This window comes from Amycolatopsis sp. NPDC004747 (genome assembly GCF_053601335.1).
The window spans coordinates 371,459-387,068 of record NZ_JBSGBQ010000003.1 but is presented as its reverse complement, the minus strand read 5'-3'; the positions used below and the strand labels follow the sequence as shown (position 1 = coordinate 387,068).

At 72.9% G+C, this 15,610-nt stretch carries 11 protein-coding genes and 1 pseudogene; 6 read left to right on the top strand and 6 right to left on the bottom strand.

Features of this window, described 5'->3' with window-relative positions; all coding sequences use genetic code 11:
- Nucleotides 1-24: 24 nt before the first annotated feature.
- From ACWEGE_RS06740 to ACWEGE_RS06715, 6 genes are all read left to right on the top strand, one after another.
- Nucleotides 25-960: a 5-dehydro-4-deoxyglucarate dehydratase gene (locus tag ACWEGE_RS06740; protein WP_449659451.1), complete on the top strand. Its 936-nt coding sequence runs from the start codon at nucleotides 25-27 to the stop codon at nucleotides 958-960.
- Nucleotides 960-2,216: a glucarate dehydratase family protein gene (locus ACWEGE_RS06735; protein ID WP_449659450.1), complete on the top strand. Its 1,257-nt coding sequence runs from the start codon at nucleotides 960-962 to the stop codon at nucleotides 2,214-2,216. Before ACWEGE_RS06740 ends, ACWEGE_RS06735 begins: the two co-directional genes overlap by 1 nt.
- 4 nt (nucleotides 2,217-2,220) lie before the next feature.
- Complete coding sequence (locus ACWEGE_RS06730) at nucleotides 2,221-3,348, top strand: hypothetical protein (protein ID WP_449659449.1); 1,128 nt, start codon at nucleotides 2,221-2,223, stop codon at nucleotides 3,346-3,348.
- A 15-nt stretch (nucleotides 3,349-3,363) separates the two neighbouring features.
- Nucleotides 3,364-4,818, top strand: a complete 1,455-nt coding sequence (locus ACWEGE_RS06725) for an aldehyde dehydrogenase (NADP(+)) (RefSeq protein ID WP_449659448.1) — start codon at nucleotides 3,364-3,366, stop codon at nucleotides 4,816-4,818.
- A 233-nt stretch (nucleotides 4,819-5,051) separates the two neighbouring features.
- Nucleotides 5,052-7,424, top strand: coding sequence for a polysaccharide lyase 8 family protein (locus ACWEGE_RS06720; protein ID WP_449659447.1), 2,373 nt, complete (start codon nucleotides 5,052-5,054; stop codon nucleotides 7,422-7,424).
- Nucleotides 7,425-7,492: 68 nt separating this feature from the next.
- The gene (locus ACWEGE_RS06715) at nucleotides 7,493-8,941 is read left to right on the top strand and encodes a flavin-containing monooxygenase (protein WP_449659446.1); all 1,449 of its coding nucleotides are present in this window, start codon (nucleotides 7,493-7,495) and stop codon (nucleotides 8,939-8,941) included.
- 48 nt (nucleotides 8,942-8,989) lie between these two features.
- Here the strand turns inward: ACWEGE_RS06715 and ACWEGE_RS06710 are convergent.
- The 6 genes and pseudogenes from ACWEGE_RS06710 to ACWEGE_RS06685 all read right to left on the bottom strand — a co-directional run.
- A pseudogene (locus tag ACWEGE_RS06710) lies at nucleotides 8,990-9,118 on the bottom strand (winged helix-turn-helix transcriptional regulator); the annotation flags it as partial.
- Nucleotides 9,119-9,525: 407 nt separating this feature from the next.
- Nucleotides 9,526-9,684 carry a 50S ribosomal protein L36 gene (locus ACWEGE_RS06705; RefSeq protein WP_449659445.1) on the bottom strand — a complete coding sequence of 53 codons (159 nt, stop codon included), beginning with the start codon at nucleotides 9,682-9,684 and terminating at the stop codon, nucleotides 9,526-9,528.
- Nucleotides 9,685-9,724: 40 nt separating this feature from the next.
- Nucleotides 9,725-10,939: a VWA domain-containing protein gene (locus ACWEGE_RS06700; protein ID WP_449659444.1), complete on the bottom strand. Its 1,215-nt coding sequence runs from the start codon at nucleotides 10,937-10,939 to the stop codon at nucleotides 9,725-9,727.
- On the bottom strand, nucleotides 10,936-13,119 hold the full coding sequence (locus ACWEGE_RS06695) for a DUF5682 family protein (protein WP_449659443.1): 2,184 nt from the start codon (nucleotides 13,117-13,119) through the stop codon (nucleotides 10,936-10,938). The genes ACWEGE_RS06700 and ACWEGE_RS06695 overlap by 4 nt, the downstream gene beginning before the upstream one ends.
- Nucleotides 13,116-14,201, bottom strand: coding sequence for an ATP-binding protein (locus ACWEGE_RS06690; protein ID WP_449659442.1), 1,086 nt, complete (start codon nucleotides 14,199-14,201; stop codon nucleotides 13,116-13,118). Before ACWEGE_RS06690 ends, ACWEGE_RS06695 begins: the two co-directional genes overlap by 4 nt.
- Nucleotides 14,198-15,583: a DUF5691 domain-containing protein gene (locus ACWEGE_RS06685; protein ID WP_449659441.1), complete on the bottom strand. Its 1,386-nt coding sequence runs from the start codon at nucleotides 15,581-15,583 to the stop codon at nucleotides 14,198-14,200. The genes ACWEGE_RS06690 and ACWEGE_RS06685 overlap by 4 nt, the downstream gene beginning before the upstream one ends.
- Nucleotides 15,584-15,610: the final 27 nt, after the last annotated feature.

Genomic DNA, 15,610 nt, shown 5'->3' with positions numbered 1-15,610 from the left:
ATAAGGACGAGAGAGCAGAAACACATGGCACAGAACGAGATCGAGCTGGACGGCCTGCTGGCGTTCCCCCTCACCCCGTTCACCGAGGACCTCGAGGTCAACCTCGACGCGCTCGCGGAGAACGTGGAGAGCCACATCGCGGCGGGCGCCGGTGCGCTGTTCGTCGCGTGCGGCACCGGCGAGTTCAGCTCGCTCTCGCCCGCCGAGGTCGCCTCGGTGCTCACCCGGGCCCGGGAGGTGGCCGCCGGCCGCGTCCCGGTCTGGGTGGGCGCCGGGGGCGGCGCGGCGTCAGCGCGGGCCGGCATCGCGGCGGCCCGGGACGGCGGCGCGGACGGCGTCCTGCTGCTGCCGCCGTACCTGGTCACCGGGCCGTCTTCGGGCCTGGTCGACTTCGTGCGGTACGCCGTCGGCGACTCGTCCGTGCCGGTCATCGTCTACCACCGCGGCACCGGCGTGTTCACCGCGCCGGCCGCGGCTTCGCTGCTGGACATCCCGTCGGTGGTGGGACTGAAGGACGGCTACGGCGACGTCGAGTGCATGACCCGGATCGTCACCACCATCCGGTCGCTGGACACCGAGCGGGCGCGGAACTTCCTGTTCTTCAACGGGTTGCCGACCGCGGAGGTCTCGGCCAAGGCGTACGCCGCGATCGGCGTCGCCCGCTACTCCTCGGCGGTGCACTGCTTCGCGCCGGAGATCGCGCACCGCTTCCACCGCGCGCTGGGCGAAGGCGACACGCGCGTGATGGACGCGCTGCTCACCGGTTTCTACCTGCCGCTGGTGGCGTTGCGGGACGAGACGCCGGGCTTCGCCGTCTCGCTGGTCAAGGCGGCCGCCCGGCTGCGCGGTGACAAGGTCGGCCCGGTCCGGCCGCCGCTGGTCGAGCCGACCCCGGAGCAGATCCGCCGGCTGGAGAAGATCGTCGAGGACGGCTTCGTGACGCTGAAGGGACTCGGCTGATGAAGGTCCTCGACGTGGTGCTGACCCCGGTCGCGTTCGCGGACCCGCCGCTGCTCAACGTCATGGGCGTGCACGAGCCGTTCGCGCTGCGCAGCGTCGTCCAGGTCAAGTGCGAGGACGGGGTCGTCGGGCTCGGCGAGTCCTACGGCGACGACGCCTTCCTCGGCGAGGTGCGCAAGGTGCTGCCGCGGCTGCGCGGCCACGACGTGTTCGACCTGCCCGGCCTGCGGCGGCTGGTGGCGGAGGCGCTGTCGGACACGGTGCTGACCGACGCGCACGGCCTGATCGGCGGGTTCTCCATCCGCAAGACGATCGCGAGCGTCTACTCGCTGTTCGAGGTCGCGTTCCTGGACGCGCAGGGCCACTACCTGGGCCGCCCGGTGACCGACCTGCTCGGCGGCCGGGCCCGGGACGCCGTCGAGTTCTCCGCCTACCTGTTCTACAAGTACGGCAAGCACATCGACGGCCGCGAGGACTCCTGGGGCGAGATCACCACGCCGGAGGCGCTGGTCGGTTCGGCGAAGCGGATGTTCGACGAGTACGGCTTCCGGTCGATCAAGCTCAAGGGCGGGGTCTACGAGCCTGCGCAGGAAGTCGACGGCATCCGCGCGCTGGCCGAGGCGTTCCCCGGAAGCCCGCTGCGGATCGACCCGAACGGCGCCTGGACGGTCGAGACCGGCATCCGGGTGGCTCGCGAGCTGGACGGGGTCCTGGAGTACCTCGAAGACCCGACGCCGGGCATCGACGGCATGGCCCAGGTGGCCGCCGAGGCGTCCATGCCGCTGGCGACCAACATGTGCGTGGTCAACTTCGGCGACGTCGAGCCGGGCTTCCGGGCGCGGGCGATCGGCGTCCTGCTGTCCGACCACCACTTCTGGGGCGGGCTGCGGGCCACGCAGGCGCTGTCGGTGACGTGCGAGAGCTTCGGCGTCGGCCTGTCGATGCACTCCAACAGCCACCTCGGGATCAGCCTGGCCGCGATGGTGCAGGTCGCCGCGGCCACGCCGCACCTGACCTACGCCTGCGACACGCACTGGCCGTGGAAGGTCGAGGACGTCGTCGAGCCGGGCGTGCTGGAGTTCACCGACGGCGCCGTCGCGGTGCCCACGACGCCGGGGCTCGGGATCACCCTCGACGAGGACGCGCTGGCCCGCCTGCACGAGAACTACGTCCGATGTGGACTGACCAAGCGGGACGACGGGACCTACATGCGGAAGTACGTCCCGGACTTCGAAGCGAACACGGCGAGGTGGTGAGTCGGTGAAGGTGACGGGATACGCCTACCCCTGGGACGTCCTGGACCCCGGGTTCGTTCCGCGGGTCCAGGCGCTCGGCGTCGACGAGGTGGCCGTGGCGCTGTCGTACCACAGCGCTCGCGCGGCAACGCCGTGGTCGCCGTCCCGGACGGCCGTCGTGGCGCGGCACGCCGCGTTCTACCGCCCGGTTTCCGGCGGGTGGGGCGAGCTGCGTCCGTCCACTCCGGACTGGGTGACTTCCGCGGACTCCGGGGGCGAGGCCGTCCGGCTGCTCAACGAGGCCGGGATCCCGGCCGCCGCCTGGATCGTCCTGACCCACAACTCCCAGCTGGGTTACGCGCACCCGGACGTCGTGGTCCGCAACTGCTTCGGCGAGGCCTACCCGTGGGCGCTGTGCCCGTCGCAGCCCGCCGTGCGCGAGTACGCCGCGGCCGTGGTCGCGAACTCCGTCGCCGGGCTGGAGCTGTCGTCGGTGATCCTCGAGGCCTGCGGTCCGCTCGGCGCGGTGCACCAGCACCAGCACGAGAAGACCGACGGCGTGTGGGCGCCCGCGGTGGCCCGGCTGCTGTCGATCTGCTGCTGCGACGCCTGCGCTGCGGCGTGGGACGTCGACGCGGACACCGTCCGGGCCCAGCTCGTCGAAGAGGTCCGGCGGCTGCTGGCCACCGGTGATCTGGGGATCACCGGCGACCGGCTGCCGCCGTCGCTGACGCAGCTGCTGCTGCGTGGCCGGCAGCGGGCCACCGACGCGCTGCGGGCCGCGGTTTTGGCCACGCTGCCGCCGGGCACCCGGATCGTGCTGCACGGCGCGCTCGACCCGTGGGTCACCGGCGCGCTGCCCGGGCTGACGCCGTCGGCGCCCGACGACGTCGACGCGGTCGTATTGTTCGGGTGGGCGCCCGCCACGGGTGCCGAGGCCGTCGCGGCGGCCCGCGAGGCCCTGCCCGACCGCGTGGCGATCGGGAGCTACATCACGGCGGTGGCCGCCGCGCCGGTGCCGGACATCGCAGGCTACGTCGGCGAGCTGGCCAAGGCGGGCGCCGCCGAGCTGCACCTGTACCACCTCGGCCTGGCCGGCCCGGGTCGCTGGGGCGACCTGGAAACGGCCACCGCCGCCGCCCATGAGAACTGAGGAGCTGTCCCACCCATGAGCCAGGCCACTGACGCCGCCACGCTCGAGAAGATCCTGGCGGGAGCCGCCGACGCGGCCCGCCCCGCCGCCGAAGCGACCCCGGCCGAACGCGCCGGCTGGCTGACCGCGGTCGCCGACGCCCTCGACGCCGCCGCGGACCGGCTGGTCCCGCTGGCGCACGCCGAGACGCACCTGCCCGAGACGCCGCGGCTGGCCGGCGAGCTGAAGCGCACGACGTTCCAGCTGCGCCTGTTCGCCGAAGTCCTCGCGGACGGCGAGTACCTCGGCGCCACCGTCGACCACGCCGACCCGGAGTGGCCGATGGGCCCGCGGCCGGACATCCGCCGCGTCAAGACCGCGATCGGGCCGGTGCTGGTGTTCGCGGCCAGCAACTTCCCGTTCGCGTTCAGCGTCGCGGGCGGTGACACCGCTTCGGCGCTCGCCGCGGGCTGCCCGGTGGTGCTCAAGGCCCACCCCGGGCACCCGGAGCTGTCCGCGCAGACCGGCTCGATCGTGCGCGAGGCGCTGATCAAGGCGGGCGCGCCGGCGGCGCTGTTCAACGTGATCTTCGGCCAGGAGGAGGGCGTGACGGCCCTGAAGGACCCGCGGATCGCGGCGGCGTCCTTCACCGGCTCGATCCCCGGCGGGCGCGCGCTGTTCGACATCGCTGCGGCTCGACCGCGGCCGATTCCGTTCTACGGCGAGCTGGGCAGCGTCAACCCGGTGGTGGTCACCGAGGCGGCGATCGCCGCGCGCGGGGAAGCCGTGGCCAAGGGGTACGCCGGTTCGTTCACCCTCGGCGCCGGCCAGTTCTGCACCAAGCCGGGCCTGCTGTTCCTGCCCGAGGACCACGGCCTGACCGAGACGCTGCGCACGGCCCTTTCCGGGGTGGCGGCGCAGCCGATGCTCAACGACCGGATCGCTTCGGGGTTTTCCGCGCAGCTTTCGAAGCTGCAGGACGTGCCGGGCGTGGAGGTCGTGTCGTCGTCGGATTCTTCGTCTCCGGCGTTCACCCCGACGCTGCTGGCCACGACGGGCAAGCAGTTCCTCGAGGGCGGCGCCGCGGTGCACGAGGAGTGCTTCGGGCCGGCGTCGCTGATCGTCACCTACACCGACCAGGCCGAGCTGCTGCGCCTGCTCGACGTGATCGAACCGGGGCTCACCGCCACGATCCACGGCGAGGAGTCCGATGTGGACTGGGTCCGGCCGGTGCTGCCGTCCCTGGCCCGCATCGCCGGCCGGCTGCTGTGGAACGACTGGCCCACCGGGGTGACGGTGAGCTGGGCCCAGCAGCACGGCGGCCCCTACCCGGCCACCACGGCCCCGACGACGACTTCGGTGGGCACCGCGGCGATCGAGCGGTTCCTGCGGCCGATCGCCTGGCAGGGCTTCCCGGACGCGTTGCTGCCCGAACCCCTGCAGGAGGCCAACCCCTGGCAGCTGCCCCGCCGCACCGACGGCTCCCGCTGATCCCACCGGCCGCTGTGGTCCCACCGGCATCACGGACCTGCGGGGGCGCCCCCCGGTTCCATTCTATCGTTCGGCACCGACAGTTTCCGGTGTCGCTGACCCGCTGAAAGCGGCGCTCCCCGGGGAGCGCCGACCCGGCCCGGTGCCTTTCCCGCAAGGCGCCGGGCCGGGACCCTCCGCCGCCGCACGACCGAATTCCCGTTAGCCGAAGATGTCTTCTGGGAGGCATTGTCATGCCCGTGAACCGGAGAAACGCGCTGCGCGGCGGTGCCCTGGCGGCCGCTTCCACCGTGCTCCTCACCCGCCCGTCCTCCGCGGCGAGCCTCGCAGCCGCACCCGCGGTGAAAGCGAGCCCGGTGCCCGCCGCGACCGCGCCGATCGTCGCCGCGTACCGGCAGTTGCAGACCGGCATCAACCGGCCGTCGCCGGAACGCGCCGAAGCATTGGCCAACCTGGGCCGGGTCGCCAAAGCCTACAACGCGAGCCTGTCCGTGGCCGGCGGCGGCGCTCCACTGTGGACAGACTTGCCCCTCGGCCCGGGCAGCGACTACACGACTTCGATGTACGCGCGGCTGCGCGCGATCGCCGTCGACTGGGGCACGCCCGGCGGTTCGCTGTCCGGCGACCCGGTGGTGCTCGACCGCATCAAGTCGGCCCTCGAGCTCATCTACGCCAGCCAGTACAACGAAAACGTCGGGGAAATCGGCAACTGGTACACCTACGAAATCGGCATCCCGTACTACCTGCTGCACACGCTGTCGGTGGTCGCCGACCAGCTCACCGCCGACCAGCTCGCCCGCTACCTCAAGCCGGTCAAGCGGTTCGTCGGCAACCCGAACCTGCGCGCGAACAACGCCTCGGTCGTCGAGACCGGCGCCAACCGCGCGGACAAGGCCCTCATCTCGATCGTCTCGGGCGCCATGCTCGGCGACACCGCGTGGATCAAGACCGGCATCGACGCGCTCACCGACGTCGCCGGCGGCGGCGCGGCGAGCGTCGTCGCGAAACTGGACCGCGCGGCGGGCGACGGCTTCCACGTCGACGGCTCCTTCATCCAGCACGACACCATCCCGTACCCCGGCCACTACGGCATCGTGCTGCTGACCGCGCTCGCCGGCGCCATCCACGTCACGCAGGGCACCGAGTACGCGCTCCCGCAGCCGCTGAAGGACAAGATCTACGCGCTGGTCGCGGACAGCTTCGCGCCGTTCGTCTACGCGGGCGCGCTGATGGAGCCGGTGCGCGGGCGCATGCTGTCGCGGCAGGGGGAGACCGGCCAGGACATCGGCCACCAGCTCACCGTCGCGACGCTGGTGCTGGCGCGGACGGCGGCCGGCAAGACGAAGACCGACCTCAACGCACTGGCCGCGAAGTGGCTCAAGGAAGGCACGTTCGCACCGTTCCTGAAGATCCCGGACCCCGAGCGGTTCGCGCCCGGCCCGGACCTGGTGGCGACGCCGGGCATCGAGTTCGCGCAGGACATGCTGGCGTCCGGGGCACGCCCGGCGCGGGTCGAAGCGACGCATCGCATCTTCGGCCAGCAGGACCGGCTGGTGCACGTCACCGACGGCTGGTCGGCTTCGCTGGGCGTCAGCTCGACGCGGATTTCGCGCTACGAGGCCATCAACGGCCAGAACCTCAAGGGCTACCACGTCGGCGACGGCGTGCTCTACACGTTCCTGCCGAACGCCAAGGGCCACTACACCGACGCCTACTGGCCGACGGTCGACCCGCTGCTGCTGCCGGGCACGACCGAGCACGACGGCCCGGTCGACCCCAAGTTCGGCGGGGTGCCGGTGGGGCCGAACGCGCACACCGGTGGCGTCCGCTGGGACGAGCGGCACGGCGCGAGCGCCTTCGACTTCAAGAACTGGGACGGATCGCTGGTCGCGAAGAAGTCGTGGTTCTTCACCCCGGCCGGGGTCGTCTGCCTCGGCGCCGGGATCACCAGCACGTCGTCGTACGCGGTGCGCACGACGATCGAGAACCGCAACCTCGGCGAGGGCGGTCGCGGCGCGCTGCTGGCCGACGGACGGCGACTGGCCACCGATCCCGGGAAGGCCAACGCACTGCGGAAGCCGCGTTGGGTGCACCTCGAGAACGTCGGCGGGTACGTGCTCCTCGACGACGCCTCGGTGACGGCGGTGCGCGAGGACCGGACGGGCGCGTGGCGCGACATCGACACGGGCGCCAACACCAAGGGCACCACGACGCCGAACACGCGCCGGTACCAGAAGCTGGTCCTGGAACACGGCGTCAAGCCGACGGACGCGACGTACGCGTACGCGGTGCTGCCGGGCGCTTCGGTGATCGACACGCTGACCGCGTCCTGGGCGTGGCGAGTGCTGGCGAACACGCCGGTGGTGCAGGCGATCCGGGTGGCCGGCGGCACGGTGCTGGCGAACTTCTTCGCGGCGGGCTCGGTCGGCGACCTCGGTGTGTCGGGGCCGGCGTCGGTCGCGCTCGGGCGGTGCGGGGCCCGGACGCAGCTCGCGGTGTCGGATCCGACGCAGCTGCAGGACAGCGTCACGGTGACCGTGCGCGGCCGGTCCGTGGTGGTGCCGCTGAAAGGCACGTTCGGCGCGACGAAGGTCGTCCTGGTGTAGGACCTCCCCGCCGGGCCGGTGCCCCGACCCGGTCCGGCGGGGTCTCCACCTCGGTTAGGCTGCCGGGCATGACCGAGCACGTGGACGTCCTGATCGTGGGCGCCGGCCTGTCGGGCATCGGCGCGGCCTGCCGCCTGCAGGAGCGGTTGCCGCGCAAGACGTACGCCGTGCTGGAAGCGCGGGACACGATCGGCGGAACCTGGGACCTGTTCCGGTACCCGGGCATCCGGTCCGATTCGGACATGTTCACCCTCGGTTACCCGTTCCGGCCCTGGAAGGACCCGAAGGCGATCGCGGACGGGCCGTCGATCCTGAGCTACCTCCGCTCGACGGCCGAGGAGTTCGGGGTGACCGGCCACATCCGCTTCGGCCACCGGGTGACCGAAGCGTCGTGGTCGTCATCGGATGCGCGGTGGACGGTGTCGACCGCGCACGGGGCGAGGTTCACCTGCCGGTTCCTGTACCTGTGCAGCGGTTACTACTCGTACGGCTCGGGGCACGTCGTCGAATTCCCGGGCCGCGCGGAATTCGCCGGGGAGATCGTGCACCCGCAGCACTGGCCGGAGGAGCTGGACTACACGGGCAAGCGGATCGTGGTGATCGGCAGCGGGGCGACGGCGGTGACGCTCGTCCCGGCGCTGGCTTCGCGCGCTTCGCACGTGACGATGCTGCAGCGGTCGCCGTCGTACATCGTGGCGCGCCCGGGCACGGACGCGCTGGCCGACCGGATCCGCGCGCTGCTGCCGGAGAAGCTCGCGCACCGGGTGGTCCGCGGCAAGAACGTGGTCATGGGAACGCTGTTCTTCCAGCTGATGCGGCGGCTGCCCGGCCGGGCGTCGCTGGCGTTGCGCAAGCGCGTCGCGGCGCAGCTGCCGGCGTCGATCCCGGTGGACCCGCACTTCGTGCCGTCGTACGCCCCGTGGGACCAGCGGCTGTGCCTGGTGCCGGACGCGGACCTGTTCCGGGCGTTGCGGTCCGGCAAGGCGGACATCGTGACGGACCGGATCGCGCGGTTCACGGCGTCGGGGGTCGCGCTGGAATCGGGCCGGGCGCTTCCGGCGGACCTCATCGTGACGGCGACCGGTCTCCGGCTGGTGGCGTTCGGCGGCATCGCGTTGACCGTCGACGGGCGGGCGATCGAGCCGGGGGAGCAGCGGGCGTACAAGGGCACGATGTTCGGCGGGGTGCCGAACCTGGCGTGGTGCGTGGGGTACACGAACAGTTCGTGGACGCTGCGCGCGGACCTGGCGTCGCAGTACGTGTGCCGCCTGCTCGCCCACCTGGACCGGCACGGGTACGCGTTCTGCGTGCCGGACGCGGCCTCGGCGTCGGGCGCGGGCCGGCCTCGCCCGATCGTGGACCTGCAGTCCGGGTACATCAAGCGGACCGTCGCCGACCTGCCGAAGCAAGGCGGGCGGCGGCCCTGGATGATGCGGCAGAACTACCTGCTGGACTTGGCGGACATGCGGTTCAAGCGCGTGGACGACGGGGTGCTGCGGTTCGCCCGCGCGGGTTGACGGTTCAGCTTTCGCGTTCGCGCAGCAGCGGGCGGACGGCGGCGGCAGCGGCCGGCGCGTCACGACGCCGCTGGCCTCGAGCTCGCGGAGCCGGTCGGTGACCAGGTTCGAGCTGACGCCGGGCAGCGCCCGGCGCACGTCGGAGAACCGCTGCGGCCCGAACAGCAGCTCGCGCACCCGGAGGGAACCTCGTCAGCCTCGCCGGCCTGGCCTGCGGTGTGACCAGGAAGGTATCTCGCGTGATTGCAGAGGCATCACCGGTGATTGGAGGGGCATCGCGCGTGACGGGGAAGGCATCGCGGTGATGCCCGCTCAATCACGGCTGATGCCTGACCAATCACGCGCGATGCCCGCTCAATCACGGCTGATGCCTGACCAATCACGCGCGATGCCCGCTCAATCACGAGTGATGCCCGGCCAATCACGGGTGATGCCTGGCCGATCACGCGCGATGCCCGCTCAATCACGAGTGATGCCCTGCCAATCACGGGTGATGCCTGTTGGTGTGCATGGCGGTGCCCCGGAGCCGAGGTGGCTCCGGGGCACGGTGGCGAGGTGGTGCGCCCTCGGCGGGGTGGCCGCGGTCAGCCTTGGCGGGCCTTCGAGCGCGGGTTGTCCTTGTTGATCACCAGCACCTTCGTCCCCCGGCGGATGACCTGAGCACCCGGCTGGCGGGCGAGTGAGCGGATCGAGCTGCGGACCTTCACGGCGAGCCGTCCTTCCTGCGGGAACTGCCGTCCCACATCCCGTTCAACCCTCCGGCCGTCAGTTTCATTCCACAACTCAACTGCTCTCGCGGGCCACCCACCCCTGCAGGTCGTCGCCGCGGATGGCGGCGGCCATCAGCTCGGGGAACTGGTCCGGGGTGCACGCGAACGCCGGGATGCCCAGCTCGGCCAGAGCCGCCGCGTTCTCGTGGTCGTACGACGGGGCGCCCGAGTCCGACAGCGCCAGCAGCGTCACCACCTGGACCCCCGCGCCGGCCAGCTCCGCCATCCGGTGCAGCAGCTCCTCCTCGTCGCCGCCCTCGTAGAGGTCGCTGATCAGGACCAGCAGCGTCCGCTCCGGGCGCTCGACCAGGCCCTGGCAGTACGCGATCGCGCGGTTGATGTCCGTGCCGCCGCCCAGCTGGGTGCCGAACAGGACGTCGACCGGGTCGGCGAGGTGCTCGGTGAGGTCCGCGACCTCCGTGTCGAACGCCACGAACGACGTCTTCAACGCCCGCATCGACGCCAGCACCGCCCCGAACAGCCCCGAGTACACCACCGACTCCGCCATCGACCCCGACTGGTCGACGGCCAGGACCACGTCCCGCTGCACCGCCTGCTGGCGCCTACCGAAGCCGATCAGCTTCTCCGGGACGATCGTGCGCAGGTCGGGGGAGTAGTGCTTGAGGTTCGCGTGGATCGTGCGCGCCCAGTCGACGTCGCCGGGACGCGGCCGGTGCGTGCGCGACGCCTTGTCCAGCGCGCCCCGGATCGCCGCCCGCGTGCGCTCGGCGAGCCGCTCCTCCAGCTGTGTGACGACCGTGCGGACCACCTCGCGCGCGGTTTCCTTGGTCTCCTCCGGGAGCACGCTGTTCAGCGACAGCAGCGTGCCGACCAGGTGGACGTCCGGCTCGACCGCCGACAGCAGCTCCTTCTCCAGCAGCATCCGGGTCAGCCCGAGCCGGTCGACCGCGTCACGCTGCATCACCTGCACGACGGTGCTCGGGAAGTAGCGCCGGATGTCGCCCAGCCAGCGCGCGACCCGCGGCGCCGACGCGCCCAGGTTCGCGCTGCGCGGCCCGCCGGTGGTCTCCTCGTCGGGCTTGTCGTAGAGCGCGGCCAGCACCGCGTCCACCCCGCTGTCCTCATCGGACAGCTGGGCGTCCTCCAGGCCTGACCCGGGTCCGGCGCCATCGCCGCCCAGCACCAGCCGCCAGCGCCGCACCCGATCGGTGTCGGTGTCGGTGCTCATTGCCGCCTCCGCGGGAGGGAGTCCGTTGGCGGTGTTCATGCCCCCACCCCCAGCAGCGTCGCCAGGACCGGCAGCACCCGCTCGGCCCGGTCCTCGTCCAGTTCGTCGGCGACGGCCACCGCGCGGGCGGTGCCGGTGAGCCCGGCCGCGCGCTGCCCGATCGCCCGCTTTTCGGGCCCGCTGAAGGCGCCGAAAGTGCGGCGCAGCAACGGAAGGACCTCGGTGAAGACCTCCGCCGGGATCGCCGCCAGCCACGCGTCGATCACCCGCAGCAGACCTTCGTCGTGCACCAGCAGCAGCGCCCCGCCGTCGAAGAAGCCCTCGACGTACGCCGCGCCCGCCGACGGGACGACACCCGGCGTGAGGGCCCGGCCCAGCCGCAGTTCGACGTCGAGCGCGTCGAACAGCCCGGCGTCGTGCAGGACCCGGGTGAGCCGTCCGGCCAGCAGCGGGGGCAGCGACGGCCGTTCCGCCAGCCGGGCCAGCGCCGCGAGCCAGCGCTCCTTGGCGTCCTCGCCCAGCAGGGAGGTCGCGTCGTGCACGCCGTCGACCAGCTTGGCCAGCCGGGCCGCGGCGTCGTCGTCGATCCCGTGGGCGGCCGGCGGCAGGCCGGCGCAGATCCGGTCCAGCATCCGGTCGGCGACCGCCCGCAGCGCGCCGGTGTCGGTGCCGCGGACGTTGCCGTACCGGGTCGCCCTGGCCAGCGCGGGCAGGGCCGACATCAACCGGGCGACGTCCGCGTCCGCCGCCGCCCGGGCGTCGAGCGCCGCGAGCGCTTCGGGCAGCGCCTCCGGCAGGTCGGCGAGCAGGCAGTTTTCGACGGCCGTGGTGACCTCGTCGAGCGGCGGGGTGCCTTCGACGGTGCCGCGGACCGCCGCGGTGGCCGCCGACGCCACCGTGGTGCCGTACACCGCGGCCGCGACGAGGTCGACCTCGAACGACGGTTCCCAGCACAGCGCCCACGTTTCGCGGAACGTCCCCTTGTTCCGCCGCGCCGACGCCTCGCGGCTGCCCCACTCGATGCCGAGGATCCGCAGCCGGTGCAGCAGCTTCGACCGGTCGAGCCCGCCGGGTGTCCGCAGGTCGAGGTCGAGCTCCTTGACGATCGGGTCCTTCTTGAGCCGCAGGCGCTTCGCCGTCGCGGTCAGGTCCGCGGCCAGTGGCGGCTGCGGGACGCTTTCGGGCACCTCGCCGAGCCGTTCGCCGACCACCAGCCGCCGGGTGACGAGCTCGACCTGCACCTCGTCGCCGCCGCACAGCACGGACCGGGTGGCCTCGGTGACCTCGGCGAGGCCCGCCGACGACCGGCCGCGCAGCGTGGCCAGGGTTTCGGCGAGGCGGACGGCCTCGATGACGTGCGCGGTCGAGACGGGCAGGTCCTCCTCCCGCAACACCGCCGCGACCCCGGCCAGCCAGCGCGCGGTGACGTCGTCGGCCGTGGTGAACAGGTGGTGGTACCAGCCCGGCGACCGCACGCCCGCGCCGTACCCGCTGGCCGTGGCGAGCCGGCCGTGCGTCCACGGCACCCAGGTGCACGCGACCTTCCGCTTCGGCAGTCCTTTGAGGACGGCCTGGTCGTGCGACGCCGGCGGTAGCGGGTCGGCCAGCGCGGGCACGTGCCACGCCCCGCAGACGACGGCGATGTTCTCGAAGCCCTCCTTGCGCGTGCGGCGCAGCACCGAGCGCATGTAGGCCTCGCGGCGGGCTTCGTTGCCCTGCGGTGGTTTTTCGTCCTCCCGCACGGCGCTCATCGCCTCGGCGATCACTTCGAACGGGCTTTCGGTGGCCCGCCGCGATTCGACGACGTCGTCCCACCAGCGTTCCGGGTCGTCGTAACCGCCGGCCGTGGCCAGCAGGGCCAGGGGGTCGACCGGCGGGCCGGCGTGCTCGTCCGGCCCCGCGGCGAACGTGTTCGCGGCCGGGAGGTCGCAGAACCGCACCGGGATCCCCGCCTCGCGGGCGTAGACGAGCGCCTGCCATTCGGGGCTGAAGACGGCGAACGGCCAGAACGCCGCGCGCGAGACGTCTTCGGTCGCGTACGCGAGCAGCGCGACCGGTGGCTGCATGGCCGGGTCTTCGGTGAGGGCGACCAGGGCGTCGGCCTCGGGTGGTCCCTCGATGAGGACGACGTCCGGCTCGAGTTCGGCGAGCCGCGTCGCCACGGCCCGGGCGGATCCCGGGCCGTGGTGGCGGATGCCGAGCAGGTGGGTCGAGGTCAAGAGATCTCCTGACCGGCCCGGTAGAAGTCGGCCCAGCCGTCGCGCTCGCGGACGACGGTCTCCAGGTACTCGATCCAGATCGCGCGGTCGGCCACCGGGTCCTTGACGACGGCGCCGTGGATGCCCGCGGCGATGTCGTGCGGGCGCAGCACGCCGTCGCCGAAGTGGGCGGCCAGGGCGAGCCCGCCGGTGAGCACGCTGATCGCCTCAGCGGTCGACAGCGTGCCGGACGGCGACTTCACCGCCGTGCGGCCGTCCTCGGTGCGGCCCGAGCGCAGCTCGCGGAACACCGTGACGACCCGGCGGATCTCGGCCAGCTCGGCGGCTTCGGTGGGCAGCTCGAGCGAGGCGCCCAGCTCGGCGACCCGCCTGCTGACGATCTCGACCTCGGCTTCGGCGCTGTCCGGCAGCGGCAGCACGACCGTGTTGAACCGCCGCCGCAGCGCGCTCGACAGCTCGTTGACGCCCTTGTCGCGGTTGTTCGCCGTCGCGATCAGGTTGAAGCCCGGCCGGGCCTGCACCTCGGTGCCCAGCTCCGGGATCGGCAGGGTCTTCTCGGAGAGGATGGTGATCAGTGAGTCCTGGACGTCCGCCGGGATGCGCGTCAGCTCTTCGAGGCGGGCGAGCTTGCCGTCCCGCATCGCGCGCAGCACCGGGCTTTCGACGAGCGCGGCGGCGCTCGGGCCCTCGGCGATCAGCCGGGCGTAGTTCCAGCCGTAGCGGATCGACTCCTCGGACGTGCCCGCGGTGCCCTGCACCAGCAGCGTCGAATCCCCGCTGATGGCGGCCGAGAGGTGTTCGGACACCCACGTCTTCGCCGTGCCGGGCACGCCGAGCAGCAACAGCGCGCGATCGGTGGCGAGGGTGGCGACGGCGACCTCGATCAGCCGCCGCGGGCCGACGTACTTCGGGGTGATCACGGTGCCGTCCGGCAGGGTGCCGCCGAGCAGGTACTCGACGACGGCCCACGGCGACAGGTTCCAGTGGGGCGGCTTGGCCCGCTCGTCGGCGGCGGCCAGGGCGGCCAGCTCGGCGGCGTGGTCCTGTTCGGCGTGCGGCCGGAGGACGGTGGGGGCGGTCATGCGAGCTCCTCGTACATTTCGCGGCGGAAGTTCAGCGTTTCGGTGAGCGCCCGGCGCCACGGCCCGGCGTCCATGGTCAGGCGGGTGGTGGCCAGCGGGTGGCGCAGGCACTCGGGCGGCACGGCACGGGCGATCACGACGGCGGCGTGCGAGACCAGGCGGTGGTCGTCCTGCCGGGCGATCCAGTCGAGCAGCGCGGTGCCGAGCTCCTTCGTCCACGGCCGGGGCAGCTCGTGCACCAGCCGCGCGAAGGATTCGACGGGCAGCCTGCCGATCAGGTGCCCGACGGTGGCGGCCTGGCTCGCCGGGCTCAGCACGCCGAGCAGCGGAGGGGTGGTGCGCCCGCCGGGATCGGCGCCGATGAGCGCCTGCGCCCAGGTTTCGTCGCGCTGCCGCAGGGCGGCGGTGGCCCAGGAGTCCCGGAGCACGGCGGCCGGGCAGCCTTCGACGGACATCCGCACGACCTCGGCGGGCGGGCCGAACTCGGCCCAGAAGGCCAGTGGAGCGGCCGCGACGAGGGTGCGCAGCCGGACGGTGCCGTCGCCGCGTTCGCCGTGGGGGAGGGCGACGGTGAGCACCCGGTTCCGGCGGTGGACCAGGGGCCGCAGCCGCTCGGCCATGCTCTCGCCGTAACGCGTGCCGGGCAGCCGGCCGAGCAGGTCGGCGGCCTGTTCGCGGACGGCGGCGGCCCGATCGGTGAGCGCCGCTTCGAGGAAGGCTTCGTCCTGGGGACGCACGTGCCCGGCGAGCACGCCGAGGAAGTCGGCGCGGACCTCGGCGGGCTCGGTCTTCCAGGAGCCGGTGAGGGCCTCGCGGGCGGCGTCCGGGTCTTCGACGAGTTTCGCGCCGAGCCACCGGCGGCGCTGGGCGAGGCTGCCGTAGTTCCAGAGGTCGGCCTCTTCCTCGGCGGGCGCGGCGAGGAAGGACCAGTCGGGATTGCGCCGGCCGAGCCAGGCGCCGAGGGGCCCGGCGACGGCGGCCAGCGGCGTCCGCAGGGCGACCTTGGTGCGGGCGGCTTCGGCGAGCAGCGGCAGGGTTTCGGGCGGAACGCGGTACCCGGTGCCGGCGACGATGCCGAGCCACTCGAGCAGCAGATCGGGGTGACTGGCGGCGAGCAGCCTGCCGAGCCGGCCCCGGGCGAGCGGCGGCACGAAGGGCCGCTCGTCTCCGGCCGCCACGGGCAGCGGCCGGACGTCGTGCAGCGGCTGCCGCCCGGCCCGCCGGTAGGTGCCGAGCGCGGCCGCGGCGGCGAGCAGCTGCTCGGCGGGATCGGCGCGGCCGGCGACGAGCTCTTGGACGGCGGGCGGCAGCGCGGACGGGTCCAGGGTGCGCCGCCGGGTGCCGAGGAGGGCGGTGCCGACGAGATCTTCCCAGGCTTTCACGGCTTCACCGCCTTTCGGGGTTTCGGA

Bases quoted from the DNA above. Each gene is read 5' to 3' on its own strand.
- ACWEGE_RS06735 (WP_449659450.1), top strand. From the start codon at position 960: ATGAAGGTCCTCGACGTGGTGCTGACCCCGGTCGCGTTCGCGGACCCG.
- ACWEGE_RS06725 (WP_449659448.1), top strand. From the start codon at position 3,364: ATGAGCCAGGCCACTGACGCCGCCACGCTCGAGAAGATCCTGGCGGGA.
- ACWEGE_RS06690 (WP_449659442.1), bottom strand. From the start codon at position 14,201: ATGACCGCCCCCACCGTCCTCCGGCCGCACGCCGAACAGGACCACGCC.
- ACWEGE_RS06700 (WP_449659444.1), bottom strand. From the start codon at position 10,939: ATGAACACCGCCAACGGACTCCCTCCCGCGGAGGCGGCAATGAGCACC.
- ACWEGE_RS06715 (WP_449659446.1), top strand. From the start codon at position 7,493: ATGACCGAGCACGTGGACGTCCTGATCGTGGGCGCCGGCCTGTCGGGC.
- ACWEGE_RS06720 (WP_449659447.1), top strand. From the start codon at position 5,052: ATGCCCGTGAACCGGAGAAACGCGCTGCGCGGCGGTGCCCTGGCGGCC.
- ACWEGE_RS06740 (WP_449659451.1), top strand. From the start codon at position 25: ATGGCACAGAACGAGATCGAGCTGGACGGCCTGCTGGCGTTCCCCCTC.